The following is a 13,733-nucleotide window of genomic DNA, read 5'->3' on the forward strand; positions in this document are numbered from 1 at the left end:
ATTCTATGCGGTTTGGTCGTTCTGGCGCTATCATGACGCTGCGCGAACGGCGGCTGCTGAAAGGGATACACGATGAGAAAAGGGGCGCCGACATCGGCGGACGATTTTCTGACCGGGCTGAAGGGGCAGCGCGTGCTGGTGACGGCGGGCGCCGGCGGTATCGGCTTGGCCATTACAGACACGCTGTCGCGGCTCGGCGCGCGCATCGTGATTTGCGACGTTTCCGACGAGGCGCTTGCTGCTGCTCCGGACAAGATCGCCCTCGTCGCCGCGGTCAAGGCCGATGTCTCGCGCGACGACGACGTCGATCGGCTGTTCGAGACCGTTAACGAAAAGCTCGGCGGCCTCGACGCGCTGATCAACAATGCCGGCATCGCCGGGTCGACCGGCGGCGTCGACGAAATCGATCCCTCGGACTGGCGGCGCTGCATCGACATCTGCCTGACCGGCCAGTTCCTCTGCGCCAGGCGCGCCGTGCCGCTGATCAAGGCGGCGGGCGGCGGCTCGATCGTCTCGATGTCGTCCGCCGCCGGCCGCCATGGTTACGCTTTCCGCACCCCCTATTCGGCGGCCAAGTTCGGCGTCATCGGTTTCACGCAGAGCCTCGCCAAAGAACTCGGGCCGCACGGCATAAGGGTCAACGCCATCCTGCCCGGCATCATCGAGGGACCACGCATCGACAAGGTCATCGCCGACCGCGCCAAGCAGCTCGGTGTGTCGAATGAGGAGATGACGGAGCGTTATCTCCAGAACATCTCGCTGCGCCGCATGACCAGCCCCTATGACGTCGCCGCGATGGTCGCCTTCCTGCTGTCCGATGCGGCGATCAACATCTCCGGCCAGTCGCTCGGCGTCGACGGCAATGTCGAAACGCTTTGAGGAACGGACCATGACGAAGATAGCACTTGTCGGCAGCGGGTTCATCGGACGGGCCTGGGCGATCAGCTTCGCCCGCGCCGGCCACGATGTGCAGATGTGGGACCAGTCGCCGGCCGCGACCGAAGGTGCGCATGATTACATCGCCGGCGTTCTGGGCGACCTCGCCGCCAACGATCTGCTGCGGGGACAGGCAATCGATGCCGTGCTTGATCGCATCGGCGTCGTCGCGGAGCTCGAAGAAACGCTGGCCGATGCGGTCCATATCCAGGAGAACACGCCGGAAAACCTCGACGTGAAGCGCGAGGTGTTCTCCCTGATCGACGCACTGGCCGGTCCGCAGGCGGTGATCGCCAGTTCCACCTCGGCGTTGCTGCCGTCGAAATTCACCGACCATCTGCAAGGGCGGCACCGCTGCGTGGTCGTGCATCCGATCAATCCGCCCTATCTCATCCCGGCCGCGGAAGTCGTGCCGGCGCCATGGACTTCTTCCGAAACAATCGAAAGGACCCGCGCCCTCCTCGTCGATGCGGGCCACGCGCCGCTGGTGATGACGCACGAACTCGACGGCTTCATCATGAACCGCCTGCAGGGCGCGCTGCTGGAGGAAGCATTCCGGCTCGTCGCCGATGGTTATGCCAGCGTCGAGGATGTCGACATCGGCATTCGCGACGGGCTGGCGCTGCGCTGGTCGTTCATGGGTCCGTTCGAAACGATAGACCTCAATGCGCCGGGCGGCGTACGCGACTATGTCGAGCGCTATCAGGCGATCTATTCCAACATTTTTCCGCAAATGCTGCGCCGCGTCGACTGGGCCGGCGAGGTCATCGAAACGGTCGAGGCCGACCGCCGCAAGCGGCTGCCGCGGGAAGAACTCGGCGAACGGCAGGTGTGGCGCGACCGCCGGCTGATGGCGCTGGCAGCGCACAAGAAAAAATCGGATCGGGAGTTTGGAAGATGACGGAAACAAGCCGCAAGCCCGGCGCCCAGCAGACCAAAGGCAAGGTGATCATCACCTGTGCGGTGACGGGGGCGATCCACACACCGACCATGTCGCCCTATCTGCCGATTACGCCGGACCAGATCGCCTCCGAGGCGATCGCGGCGGCGGAGGCGGGTGCGGCCATCCTGCATCTGCATGCCCGCGATCCCCAGACCGGCAAGCCCGACCAGACGCCGGAGGCGTTCGCGCGCTTCCTGCCGCGCATCAAGCAGGCCACCAATGCCGCCATTAACATCACCACTGGCGGCAGCCCCTACATGAAGGTCGAGGAGCGCGTGCGACCGGCCGCCGAGTTCAAGCCTGAGGTCGCCTCGCTCAACATGGGCTCGATCAATTTCGGGCTCTATCACCTCGTCGACAAATACGAGACCTTCAAGTTCGACTGGGAAAAGCCGCATCTGGAAGCGACGCGCGACCTGGTCTTCCGCAATTCTTTCAAGGATATCGAATACATATTGGCGACCTGCTACGACAACGGCACGCGCTTCGAGTTCGAGTGCTACGACATTGCCCATCTCTACAATCTCTCGCACTTCGCCGATCGCGGGCTGGTGAAGCCGCCGTTCTTCGTGCAGTCGGTGTTCGGGCTGCTTGGCGGTATCGGCACGCATCCCGAAGACGTCGCTCATATGAAGCGCACCGCCGATCGCCTGTTCGGCGGCCAGTTCCGCTGGTCGGTGCTCGGCGCCGGCGCCAGCCAGCTTCGCATCGCCGCGCAGTCGGCAGCGCTAGGCGGCAACATCAGGGTTGGGCTGGAGGACAGTCTGTGGGCCGGCAAGGGCAAGCTTGCCAAATCGAACGCCGAACAGGTGGTGCTTGCCCGCAAGATCATCGAGGGGCTTGGCATGGAAGTGGCGACGCCCGACGAGGCACGCGAAATCCTGTCACTGAAGGGCGGCGACAAGGTCGCGTTCTGAGTGTTCGGCGGGCCGAAACTCGACACCCTGTACGTGACCTCGATGGCAAACCGCCGCTGCCGCGCTTCCCCGGCGATGGCGTCCTGCGCGGCAGCCTGTTCGCAGTAACCGGCCTTGGCATCAAAGGCGTTGCGGAACCACGCTTCGCCGATGACGGCGGCTGCAAAAGGGAATAGAGGCGAATAAGGAAACGAGCGCTCGCTCGATTTCTGCTTTTCGGTGATCTCGTCCATAGAGGTCGATCGTGGCCACCTCCTCTTATCGCTGTGAGTTTTCGATGAACTTCGACATTCCCGCCCGAGCCGAAGATTACCGCGTCCGCATTGCCGACTTCGTCGAGCGCGAGATCCTGCCGCTCGAAGCCGACAAGATGTCCTATGACGGGCATGGAAACATCACCTTGCCGCTGCTGGAGACGCTTCGCGCGAAGGCGCGGATGACGGGCCTGTGGTGCCTGCAGCTCAAGCTGGAAAGCGGCGGTGCCGGTCTCGGTAAGATGGACATGGCGGTCTGCTACGAGGAGATGAACCGGTCGATCTTCGGACCCGTGGTGTTCAATTCGGCAGCGCCCGACGATGGCAACATGATGGTTCTGGAGGCGCTCGGCACTCCGGCGCAGAAGGAAAAATGGCTGAAGCCGATCGTCGAGGGCAAGGTGCGCTCGGCCTTTGCCATGACCGAACCGCACCCAGGCGGCGGCTCGGACCCTTCGATGATTATCACGCGTGCGGAGCGGCGCGGCGATAAATATGTGGTGACCGGTCGCAAATGGTTCATCACCGGCGCGGAGGAGGCCAGTCATTTCATTCTAATCGCGCGAACCTCGGACGACCCGCGCCATGGTCTGTCGGCCCTGTTGTTCCACAAGGACCAGCCGGGCTGGCGCATCATGCGCCGCATCGAGATCATGGGCCCGGAGGAGCATGGCGGCCATTGCGAGCTGGAATTCGATGGGCTCGAAATCCCTGTCGAAGACATGCTGGCCGGCGAAGGTAGCGGCCTGAAGGTGACGCAGGTGCGGCTCGGCCCGGCGCGGCTTACCCACTGCATGCGCTGGCTCGGATTGTCCAAGCGCTGCGTTGAGATCGCGCGCGCCTACGCTGCCGAACGCCACAGTTTCGGACAGCGCCTCGCCGACCGCGAAAGCGTCCAGATGAAGCTCGGCGACCTCGCCATGCGCATCGAGATCGGCCGCATCCTGGTGATGAAGGCGGCTTGGGAACTGGACCGCGGCGGCTTTGCTCGCAAGGAAGTGTCGATGGCCAAGGTCCAGGTCGCCAACGTGCTGCATCACGCGGCCGATGTGGCGATCCAGATCAATGGCGCGCGAGGCTATTCCAAGGACACGGTGCTCGAATGGATCTACCGCTATGCTCGCCAGGCGCGGCTGGTCGACGGCGCCGATGAGGTCCACAAGATGGTGCTGAACCGTTTCCTCAACGAGGAAGAGAGCGGCTTCTGGCGCTGGAATGTTGAAGGTGAGGCATAACGGACGCGCGGCAGCGTCTCAGGAGAAAAGGATGGCGCAGCCGTTGAATGCGGATTTCGATCCTGCGGCATTGAAGGGCTTTCTCGCGAACCGCTTCGGGAATGCCGCAATGACGCTCGAGCGGATCGGCGGCGGACAGTCCAACCCCACCTATTTCGTCGACTATGGTGCGCTTCGCATGGTGCTGCGCAAGAAGCCGGCCGGGCCGATCCTGCGCGGGGCGCATGCCGTCGATCGCGAGTTCCGCGTGCTTGAAGCGCTGGCACCGACCGATGTCCCGGTGCCAAGTCCGGTGCTCTATCACGACGGTGTCGAGCCGCTCGGCACGCCGTTCTACCTGATGGAGCGGCTGGATGGTCGCGTCTTCCACGACTGTTCGCTGCCTGGCCTTGTCCCAGCGGAGCGGCACGCCATCTATTTCGGCATGGCCGAAGCGATGGCCAAACTGCATGCTGTCCGTCCCGACGAGGTCGGCCTCGGCGACTACGGCCGGCCCGGCAACTATTTCGAACGCCAGATTGGCCGCTGGACCAGGCAGCTCAGGGAATCGCCGAGCGACAGAATTCCGGCGCTCGAAGCGGTCGCCGACTGGCTGCCGCAGCATATGCCCGCGGATGATGGACGCGTGTCAATCGCCCATGGCGACTTCCGCCTCGGGAATCTGCTGCTCCATCCCGGCAAGCCGGAGGTGATCGGCATTCTCGATTGGGAGCTGTCGACGATAGGCCATCCGCTCGCCGATCTCGGCTTTTGCTCGATGACCTGGCATTCGACCCCGGACGAATATGGCGGCATCCTCGGCCTCGATCACGCCGCCCTCGGCATCCCCAGCCACTGCGAATTCCTCGACCATTATTTCGCGCATGCCGTACCCACTGCGCCCTTGCAACGCTTCCACCTGGTGTTTTCGCTGTTCCGTTTCGCGGTGATCTTCATCGGCATCGCCGACCGGGCTCGGGCAGGCAGCGCAGCGTCGGCCGATGCCGCCAGCAAGTCGCCGCTCGCCGGCCGTTTTGCCGTACGTGCCCAAGAGATCATCCAAGGAGCAAGACCGTGGAGCGCCGCCTGAGACGAGCGCTCGCGCCCTGGTCCTTTCCCTACCAGCGGCGTCAGCAATCCAGTCCGGCAACCCAGTCCGAGAGGCTTTGCGAAAAACTTCGCGGCACGATGAGTTCGCAGGCGGTCTCCCCGGTGCGCAGGAACAGCACGGGCACATGGTGCAAGGATGTCAGCACGGCGCGGCCCGGGGCGGCCGCCGCGCGCACCAGTCGACGGCGATGCATCTGGAGAGCACTCCTGCGATGTCCACCCCGGCCATTCTGAAACGCACGCGACCCTCGCCGAGAGAAACCGAACAGCCGAGATCCGGGTCGACGGCAAGCGAAGATGCTTGCGCGCCGTCGTCGAGAGCCAGCCACAAGCGGCGAGGCGCGACGCGGATGACGAGAAAACCTTTGTGACGGACCGTCTCTCCGACCGAAGCAGGAAGTTTCGTGCCGAGTGATGCCGAAAGGTTCGATTCGAATTGCGCCAGCGTGCCGTCCCAGCCCTCGATCTGGATGAGTGGGCAATCGACCACGGAACAGGCTGAAATCCGGGCTAGCCATGCAGTCACTCCCCCTGCGGATCGAGGAATACCGGCGAGACGACTCGGGCACGGACCGTTTCGGCTTTCATTGGATAGACGGCCACGACCTCGCTTCCTTCGCTGCCGACATCGCCGGCAAGCAAGGCCAGCCCGACATAGTGGCCGCGTTCAGGGCTGAAGGTGACGGAGGTCACGCGGCCGCGCCCGTGGCCGTAAGGTTTCTCGCCCGGCAGGAACAGGATGGCACCACCGCGAAGGCGTTTCCCCTCTTCGATGCATTCCAGTCCGAACAGGCGCTGGCGGTCGGGCGCCTGGAAGGCGGGGCGCCGTCGCAGCACGTCGCCGACGAAGCCGGTACGCTTGCCCGCCATGCGGCCGAGGCCAAGCTCGTCGAGCGTCGTGCGCCCATCGATTTCAGGTCCGGCGACATGGCCCTTTTCGACGCGCAGCGCGCCGAGCGCCTCGACGCCGTAAGTTTCAAGCCAAGCGGCCTGCCTGCTTCGAGCAGGCGGCTCCAAAGCTGTTCACCGGCAGTTGCGCCGAAATAGATTTCGTAGGCGCGCTCGCCGGAATAACTGAGACGCAGGATGCGCAGCGCGTCGGGCACATAAGGCGAGCCCATATCTCGATGAGCTTTCGCCGCATGATGCGTCATGCAGGCGAGGCCAATATCGCCACGTAGGGGCCGCGCGAGGTCGCGCGGGTTGATCGGCGAACGCCGGATCACGACCGGCGGACCGCGCTTCGTCGGCTGGCGACCAGCTTCAACCAAGGCGCCGAATGGAAGGCGCTCATCAGCGGGTACATCACGACCATTCCGCTCAGCGGCGACGCATCTTCCGCGGCCGAGCAAATCATACCCGCATCACCGGTGACGGCCGTCAGCAGCGCCATCATTGCGAAGGTTGGCGCGGCCGCCAGGGATAGCCAGTCGGCCGCGCCGCGGGCGGCGACATCATCGCTTGGGGAAGATCCGCTGCCAGCGGGCGGCATCTTCTGGGTGTGATCGGAGTGGAGTGTCATCGCGATGTCATCCTTGGCCGTACTCGTCGTGGCGGCGCCACCAGACGCCCGCCTCGTTACGGCCTAGGGGCGCGCGGTCGAGCCACTGATACATGCCCCAGAGGCCGTCCAGGCCGCGCGCATAGGTGGAATAGGCGTGGTAGACGACGCCGTCTTCGAACACGAACGTGCTCATGCCCGGCCTCTCGCGCGTGTACGTGGCCATGTCTGTTCCGCTCATCGCAGCGAACGTGGAGGAGCCATCGGCAGTCGTGCGCGAGGCTATCTCGGCGAGAGGCGCCTCGCGGACATAGTTGTATTCGATACCTTCCTCGCGCTGCTGCTCCTCGGTGAACGAGACGTCGAAGTCGAAATTGAAGTCGCTGCCGTGTGAGGACGCCCAGGGGAACGTCCATCCCATCCGCCGCTTGTACGCCTGCAGCTTCGCGAGCGGTGCCCGCGATACCGCCGAAAGCGTGACGTCGTGGTTGGCCAAGTGGACGACGAAGCCGTCGAATCCGTCCGCGATCGCCGAGCAGGCCGGACACCCCGCCGTGTAATCGGGCCCGAACATGAAGTGGTAGACGAGGAGCTGCGAGCGCCCTTGGAAGAGTTCCGCCAGTGAGGCGCTGCCTTCATCGGTCTCGAATCGGTAATCCTTGTCGATCCGAACCCAGGGCAATTCCTGCCGCAGCCGCGCCACCTCATCGCTTTGGCGCGTGAGCTCCTTCTCCGCCTTGAGCAGATCAAGCCGCGCTGCTAGCCACTCCTCACGTGTTCCGGTTCTGTGTGTCGGCATCGTTCGTCTCCTTCCTCGTTGTTCGCACCGTTTTCGATACGGCGCGTTTCGATACAGCGCGCTGGCTGTTGGTCCTGAGATAGATTAGGACCGGAGATCGAATAGTGAGAGTTACAAGTGTGACGGGATTCCGATGGACTCGCTGATCACCGCTGCGGCGCGCGCCCTCGCAACGGGTGATCCCCTCGGCGCATTGAAGCGGGTCGCCCTGCGTGACGATGCGCCTGCGCTTGCTCTGCGTGGCATCGCGATGGCGCAGCTCGGCGATCTCGTTCGAGCAAAGGCTCTCCTCAAAAGTGCTGCGCGCGCCTTCGGTCCGAAAGAGGCCGTGGCCCGCGCGAGGTGCGTCGTCGCCGAAGCCGAGATCGCACTCGTCTCGCGCGACCTGGGCTGGCCGGCGAAGGCACTCGACGCCGCGCGGTCAACGCTTGAAAAGCACGGCGACCACGTCAATGCCGCGCATGCGCGCAATCTCGAGGCTCGGCGCCTGCTCCTGATCGGACGCCTTGATGAGGCCGAGAGCAGGCTCGCCGGGTTCGACCCGACAACGCTCCCACCCGCGTCGAAGGCCGCCCACGAGCTGGTGATTGCGGGGCTCGCGATTCGGCGCCTCCGGACCAAGGCGGCGCGCATTGCGCTCGCGCGGGCCGAGCACGCCGCGCGCCAGGCGGACATTCCCGCGCTGACGGCCGAGGTTGAAGGCGCATCCCTCGTGATGAACACGCCCGCGGCGCGCCTGATCGCCCGTGGTGAGGAGCGCCCGCTCCTGCTTGAGGAGGTCGAAGCGCTGCTGGCGTCTGGGGCGCTCGTCGTCGATGCCTGCCGCAATGTCGTGCGTGACGCCGGCATGATCGTTTCGCTCGCGACGCGCCCGGTCTTGTTCGCGCTTGCGCGCACGCTGGGCGAAGCCTGGCCCGCGGACGTGCCGAGGAGCACGCTCGTCGCCCGCGCCTTCGGCGGCAAGCACGCCGATGAATCGCACCGCGCCCGTTTGCGGGTCGAAGTCGGCCGGCTTCGCGTAGAGCTGCGGTCACTGGCGGATGTGAGTGCGACCAAGCGAGGCTTTGCGCTTAAGCCGCGCCGCCCACGCGATGTCGTGGTGCTGGCGCCGCCCGTCGACGAGCAGCATGCAGCGGTGCTCGCCTTCCTCGCCGATGGCGAATCGTGGTCGAGCTCGGCGCTCGCAATTGCGCTCGGAGCCAGCTCGCGCACCGTGCAGCGATCGCTCGAGCAGCTTGCGGCAGCAGGCAAGGTGCAGTCGTTCGGTCGCGGGCGAGCGCGTCGTTGGATAACCCCACCCGTACCGGGATTCCCGACAATCTTGTTACTCCCCGGTTCATTGTCGGGTTAGTAGTGTCGGGACAATTCAACAGATCTGAGCCTGGAGGAGAAGCATGAAGCGATCTGCAGCCGAAGTCCTCCGCGAATATGGACCCTTTGCGGGTGTCGACCAGGTGGCTGGGGTTACGTTCGACGGCCAGCACGTCTGGTTTGCGTCCGGAGACAGACTGAACGCCTTGGATCCTGCGAGCGGGAAGGTGGTGAGCGGGATCGATGTCGCCGCGCACGCGGGAACGGCTTTCGACGGTCAGCACCTGTTCCAGATCGCCGAAGATCGCATCCAGAAGATCGACCCGAAGACCGGCCAAGTGCTCGCCACGATTCCGGCGCCAGGTGGCGGCGGCGACTCCGGGCTCGCCTGGGCCGAAGGGACCCTCTGGGTGGGGCAGAATCGCGGTCGCAAGATCCATCAGATCGATCCCCAGACAGGCGCAGTTCTTCGTACAATCGATTCCAACCGTATCGTCACAGGGGTCACCTGGATCGACGGCGAACTCTGGCACGGCACCTGGGAAGGTGACGAGAGCGACGTCAGGCGGATAGATCCTGAGACGGGAAAGGTTCTGGAGAAGCTTGAAATGCCGCCTGGAACAGGTGTGTCGGGGCTCGAGTCCGATGGTGGCGATCAGTTCTTCTGCGGCGGTGGAAACAGCGGCAAGGTGAGAGCCATCCGCCGGCCCAGGCGAGGCTCCGAGGAGCGTTTCACGCAGCTGAGCCAACCCCAACAGCTCGACGATGAAGCTGCGAGCGTCCCGCGGCAGGGAAAATCATGATCAGAAAGCAGCATCCGCTGAAAGGGCCGAACAGGTTCAAGCTCGGCGTCTTCTCGATGAATGCCGATGGCGGTCTGGCAATGACCACCGTTCCCGAGCGCTGGCGCGCCCGCTGGGAAGACAACCTCAATTCTGCCGGCATCGCCGATCGCGCCGGCCTGGAGTTTCTGCTGCCGATCGCACGCTGGCGCGGCTTCGGCGGTTTGACCCATGTGCGGGAATGGTCGTTCGAGACTTTCACCTGGGCGGCGGGTCTCGCCGTCGCCACGCAGAACATCGGTCTGTTCATGACCGTGCATGTGCCGCTGGTTCATCCGCTGCAGGCCGCAAAAGCGCTGGCGACGGTCGACCACATCTCCAACGGGCGTGCCGGCTTGAACATTGTCTGCGGCTGGAACCCGGACGAGTTCGCCATGTTCGGGCAGACGGTCGGCGATCGGACCTACGATCAGGCCGAGGAATGGATCGATATCATCGAGCGTGCCTACCAATCCAGGGAGCCGTTCGACTTCGGCGGCGAGTTCTATAATCTGAAGGGGGTCGTCAGCCGCCCATCAAGCCTGCAGGCGCCGCGCCCGGTGACCATGAACGCCGCCTCCGGCGCACCGGGCCGCAACTATGCTGCGCGCCACTGCGACTATCTGTTTTCGACTTTTTCCGAAATCGCCGATGGCCGCGCGCATGTGGTCGACATCACCAACCGGGCGGCGGAGGTCGGACGCGAAGTCGGTGTCTATACGGTCTGCCAGGTCGTCTGCCGGGAGACCCAGCAGGAAGCCGAGGACTATTACCGGCACTACGCGCTTGAATGCGCGGACGAGGGCGCGGTCGACGAGCATATGCGCAAGAAGAAAGAATTCGCGAATTCGCATGACGCGAAGGCCTTCACCGAATATCGGCAAAGATTCGCCGGCGGTGCTGGAACGTTTCCGCTTATCGGCACGCCGGAAAAGATCGTCGACGATCTCACCAAAATCATGGACCAGGGTTATTCCGGCGCCGCCCTCACATTCGTCAACTACACCTACGAATTGCCCTTCTTCTGTGACCGCGTGCTGCCGCTGATGCGCCAGGCCGGGCTTCGAGTAAATTGACGCCAGCGGCCGCCATTCCGACGACATGGGTGCATGGGCACGACGTCATCAATCCGCGCGCCTTCAAGCAGGCGATGCGGGCGGTGGCAGGCTCGGTCGCCATCCTCGCGTCGGAGCATGACGAGATAGGCTTTTGCGGCATCACGGCGACGGCCGTCCTGGTCAGTCCACACGGCGCACTACTCGACCCAGTCTTACGCCGAGGTTCGCAACAAGGTGTTTGCCGATGTCGCATCGGTGCTGCGCGGCGGCAAGCCGGTATATCCGGTCAACCGGATATGACTGCTCGCGGTCGCAAATAGCTCAGCCCGCTTGGGCTTGTCGCGGCGCTCGACGATGTAGGATGTGGTCGGCCGCCAGGACCACGTTCCTTGTCGAGCTCGAAATGGTTCTTTTTCGAGATCACGTTGACTTTGGCGCCGGTCAGTTTTTCCCATTCGCCGATGCGCGCGTAGAGCCCTTCATATTGCTGGTCGCCGATCAGCTTGGCGTCGATGGTAATGCCGTCGAACTTGCCCGGCAATTCGGCAGCAAAGGCAGCGCCCGCACCAAGTGCAAGCAGCGCTACGCTGGCCGACAGGCCGTAAACAGTTTCGTCATTGGCATCCTCCCCAAAAGCCTGCGTCGATCCATAGCGAGGTTTGACCGCCAGCTTCATTCATATGCAAACAAAATATTTATAAGCTCGTCAAGCCGCGAAAATTCTTTCGGGGCAATGCCGTTATGCGTATATGAAAAGCAAAATTTACTGGAGAAGCGCAATGGCAGAGGATGAGGAAGAGACCGCTATCGCGCTCCGGCGCTGGACAAGGGGCTCGACATCCTCGAGCTGCTAGCCGGCGTCGATGGCGGCCTGACGCAGGCGGAAATCGCCAAGAAGCTCGACCGCAGCCCCAACGAGTTCTACCGTATGCTGGATCGGCTGGTGCGGCGCGGCTATGTCACACGGCCGGATGGCGACCGTTACTCACTGACGCTCAAGCTGTTTGGCCTGGCGCAATTGCACGCGCCGGTGCGGCGGCTGGTTTCCTATGCGACGTCGCTGATGCGGGAACTTGCCGAAACCTCGCAGCAGGCAAACCAGCTTGTCGTCTTCGACCGGGGTTCCGCAGTGGTGATCGCACAGCAGGAAGCGCCAAATTACTGGGGCATCTCGATTCGCGTCGGCTCGCATATCAGCCTGTTCGACACCGGCTCCGGCCATGCACTGCTGGCGTTCCGCTCATCGGAAGAGCGGCAGATGATGATCTCCGAACATCTGCGCAGCACCGACAAGCCGCCTCAATCGCCGGAGTTCTTTGCCCGCCTCGACCGGATTCGTGAACGCGGCTATGAGATGATGGCGTCGATGCAGACCGCCGGGGTGTTCAACCTGTCGGCACCTGTGCTTAGCTCGGACGGCAGGGCGATCGCCGCACTGTCGATCCCCTACATAACCCTGGTCAACGCACCCAAGGCGCCCGATATCACCAAGACGATAGAACTGTTGCTGGCAGCGACCGAAAAGCTATCGCAACTGGCGGGAGCAGCGGTCAAGCAGGCGGAGTAAATTCATATTTGAATGAACAATTTGTCCGTGAGATAATTTTGAAAAAGCCGGAGGAGGAGCGCGCCGTCATGATTTTCGATACCCATCTGCATCTGATTGACCAGTCGGCGCTGCGCTATCCCTGGCTCTCCGGCGTGCCGGCGCTCAACCGCGATTTTTCCCTCGACGAATATGCAATCCAGGCCCGCCGCGCCGGCATAGAGGGCGCATTGCATATGGAAGTCGATGTCGATCCAGCCGACATCGGGACTGAGACCAGTCACGTAAAGGCGCTGTCGCAACAGAAGGACAGTTTACTGCGCGGGGCAATCGCCTCCTGCCGTCCGGAAGAGCCGGGCTTTGCCGCCTATCTCGAGCGCCAGCGCGCCGATCCTTTCGTCAAGGGTTTCCGGCGGGTGCTCCACGTCATGCCGGACGAGCTCTCGGAAGGCGCGCTGTTTCGTGAAAACATCAAACGGCTTGCAGGCACCGGCCTGACCTTCGATCTCGTCGTTCTGCCGCATCAGATCCCCAAGGCGATTGCGCTTGCTGATCTCGCGCCGGATGTTCAATTCGTGCTCGACCATTGCGGCGTGCCCGACATCAAGGGCAGCAGTGAGCATCCCTGGCGCGAGCATATGGCTGAGATCGCGCAACGCCCGAACGTCGTCGGCAAAATTTCCGGTGTGGTCGCCTATGCGGACGCCGGATCCTGGACTGTCGAAACGCTGCGTTCCTATGTCGAGCACACTATCAAATGCTTCGGCTGGAACCGTGTCGTGTGGGGCAGCGATTGGCCGGTCTGCACGCTTGGTGGCGGGCTTGCGACCTGGATTGCGGCGACGCACGCGCTGCTTGGCGGTGCAAGTGCCGACGAACGGCAAAAACTGCTCTCCGCCAATGCGAAGCGGCTTTGGCGCTTGTAAGCGGCCTCAGATCGTCGCCGATTCGTGCCGCTCGCGGCCGTAGAGCGAAACCAGCAGCACGATGACCAGACCAAGTGCTGCCTGCACGGTCGATGGCCGGAAGCCGAGGCCGATCAGCAGCGTGGGTTGCCGCGGATCAGACTGTTCATGTTCTCGTCCATTTAGTTGGTTTCAGGATCCTCCACCGGCAGCGACGGGTGCCGGGAACTCTCCAGAAGCCATCTCATCTCGGCCAGCCCGAACGCCGATCGCATCTCGATTTTCGCGCGCGACGCCGCCACGGGCCGGCTGGCCGACACCGGGCGATCCATCGATGTCGGCACGCCGATGTGCGCGAAGATCTTGCGTTGAAAGCCATCGGTCTCCTTCCAGCAGCGAAGGGCCTGCACGATCCTGT

At 63.5% G+C, this 13,733-nt stretch carries 14 protein-coding genes and 3 pseudogenes; 10 read left to right on the forward strand and 7 right to left on the reverse strand.

The genetic code is table 11. The annotated features are described in order from the left end of the window. The first annotated feature begins 72 nt into the window (after positions 1–72). The 5 genes from AC0L25_RS17820 to AC0L25_RS17840 all read left to right on the forward strand — a co-directional run bounded on the left by AC0L25_RS17820 (position 73) and on the right by AC0L25_RS17840 (position 5,354). Positions 73–879, forward strand: a complete 807-nt coding sequence (locus tag AC0L25_RS17820; protein ID WP_473596711.1) for an SDR family oxidoreductase — start codon at positions 73–75, stop codon at positions 877–879. A 10-nt stretch (positions 880–889) separates the two neighbouring features. Further along, entirely contained in the window at positions 890–1,837 is a 948-nt protein-coding gene (locus tag AC0L25_RS17825; RefSeq protein WP_473596712.1) for a 3-hydroxyacyl-CoA dehydrogenase, read from the forward strand. Next, on the forward strand, positions 1,834–2,796 hold the full coding sequence (gene kce, locus AC0L25_RS17830; RefSeq protein WP_473596713.1) for a 3,5-dioxohexanoate:acetyl-CoA acetone transferase: 963 nt from the start codon (positions 1,834–1,836) through the stop codon (positions 2,794–2,796). The genes AC0L25_RS17825 and kce overlap by 4 nt, the downstream gene beginning before the upstream one ends. Before the next feature lie 277 nt (positions 2,797–3,073). Continuing rightward, positions 3,074–4,285, forward strand: coding sequence for an acyl-CoA dehydrogenase family protein (locus AC0L25_RS17835; protein ID WP_473596714.1), 1,212 nt, complete (start codon positions 3,074–3,076; stop codon positions 4,283–4,285). Positions 4,286–4,316: 31 nt separating this feature from the next. Then, entirely contained in the window at positions 4,317–5,354 is a 1,038-nt protein-coding gene (locus AC0L25_RS17840) for a phosphotransferase family protein (RefSeq protein WP_473596715.1), read from the forward strand. 40 nt (positions 5,355–5,394) lie between these two features. On the opposite strand, the gene AC0L25_RS17845 is transcribed toward AC0L25_RS17840, so the two are convergent. The 5 genes and pseudogenes from AC0L25_RS17845 to AC0L25_RS17865 all read right to left on the reverse strand — a co-directional run bounded on the left by AC0L25_RS17845 (position 5,395) and on the right by AC0L25_RS17865 (position 7,674). Continuing rightward, positions 5,395–5,568, reverse strand: a complete 174-nt coding sequence (locus tag AC0L25_RS17845; RefSeq protein WP_473596716.1) for a hypothetical protein — start codon at positions 5,566–5,568, stop codon at positions 5,395–5,397. Positions 5,569–5,896: 328 nt separating this feature from the next. Then, positions 5,897–6,391 carry a glycine cleavage T C-terminal barrel domain-containing protein gene (locus AC0L25_RS17850; protein ID WP_473596717.1) on the reverse strand — a complete coding sequence of 165 codons (495 nt, stop codon included), beginning with the start codon at positions 6,389–6,391 and terminating at the stop codon, positions 5,897–5,899. A gap of 5 nt (positions 6,392–6,396) precedes the next feature. Continuing rightward, positions 6,397–6,528: pseudogene (locus AC0L25_RS17855) on the reverse strand (hypothetical protein); the annotation flags it as partial. 68 nt (positions 6,529–6,596) lie between these two features. Then, positions 6,597–6,896, reverse strand: a complete 300-nt coding sequence (locus AC0L25_RS17860; protein ID WP_473596718.1) for a hypothetical protein — start codon at positions 6,894–6,896, stop codon at positions 6,597–6,599. Positions 6,897–6,903: 7 nt separating this feature from the next. After that, positions 6,904–7,674, reverse strand: coding sequence for a DUF899 domain-containing protein (locus tag AC0L25_RS17865; protein WP_473596719.1), 771 nt, complete (start codon positions 7,672–7,674; stop codon positions 6,904–6,906). 133 nt (positions 7,675–7,807) lie between these two features. Between AC0L25_RS17865 and AC0L25_RS17870 the strand changes: the two genes are divergently transcribed. The 3 genes and pseudogenes from AC0L25_RS17870 to AC0L25_RS17880 all read left to right on the forward strand — a co-directional run bounded on the left by AC0L25_RS17870 (position 7,808) and on the right by AC0L25_RS17880 (position 10,882). Then, entirely contained in the window at positions 7,808–9,025 is a 1,218-nt protein-coding gene (locus AC0L25_RS17870; RefSeq protein ID WP_473596720.1) for a helix-turn-helix domain-containing protein, read from the forward strand. A gap of 43 nt (positions 9,026–9,068) precedes the next feature. After that, positions 9,069–9,707: pseudogene (locus tag AC0L25_RS17875) on the forward strand (Vgb family protein); the annotation flags it as partial. Between the two features lie 80 nt (positions 9,708–9,787). Further along, positions 9,788–10,882 carry an LLM class flavin-dependent oxidoreductase gene (locus tag AC0L25_RS17880; protein WP_473596738.1) on the forward strand — a complete coding sequence of 365 codons (1,095 nt, stop codon included), beginning with the start codon at positions 9,788–9,790 and terminating at the stop codon, positions 10,880–10,882. Between the two features lie 367 nt (positions 10,883–11,249). Here AC0L25_RS17880 and AC0L25_RS17885 read toward each other — a convergent pair. After that, positions 11,250–11,462: pseudogene (locus tag AC0L25_RS17885) on the reverse strand (sugar ABC transporter substrate-binding protein); the annotation flags it as partial. A 222-nt stretch (positions 11,463–11,684) separates the two neighbouring features. On the opposite strand from AC0L25_RS17885, the gene AC0L25_RS17890 reads away from it, so the two are divergent. Both AC0L25_RS17890 and AC0L25_RS17895 read left to right on the forward strand, forming a co-directional pair. Further along, positions 11,685–12,431, forward strand: coding sequence for an IclR family transcriptional regulator (locus AC0L25_RS17890; protein ID WP_473596739.1), 747 nt, complete (start codon positions 11,685–11,687; stop codon positions 12,429–12,431). Positions 12,432–12,499: 68 nt separating this feature from the next. After that, a complete protein-coding gene (locus tag AC0L25_RS17895; protein WP_473596721.1) occupies positions 12,500–13,336 on the forward strand; it encodes an amidohydrolase family protein in 837 nt (278 codons plus the stop codon). 161 nt (positions 13,337–13,497) lie between these two features. On the opposite strand, the gene AC0L25_RS17900 is transcribed toward AC0L25_RS17895, so the two are convergent. Continuing rightward, positions 13,498–13,725, reverse strand: coding sequence for a hypothetical protein (locus AC0L25_RS17900; protein WP_473596722.1), 228 nt, complete (start codon positions 13,723–13,725; stop codon positions 13,498–13,500). Between the last annotated feature and the right edge of the window lie 8 nt (positions 13,726–13,733).

It is taken from the genome of Mesorhizobium sp. WSM4813 (assembly GCF_055811555.1).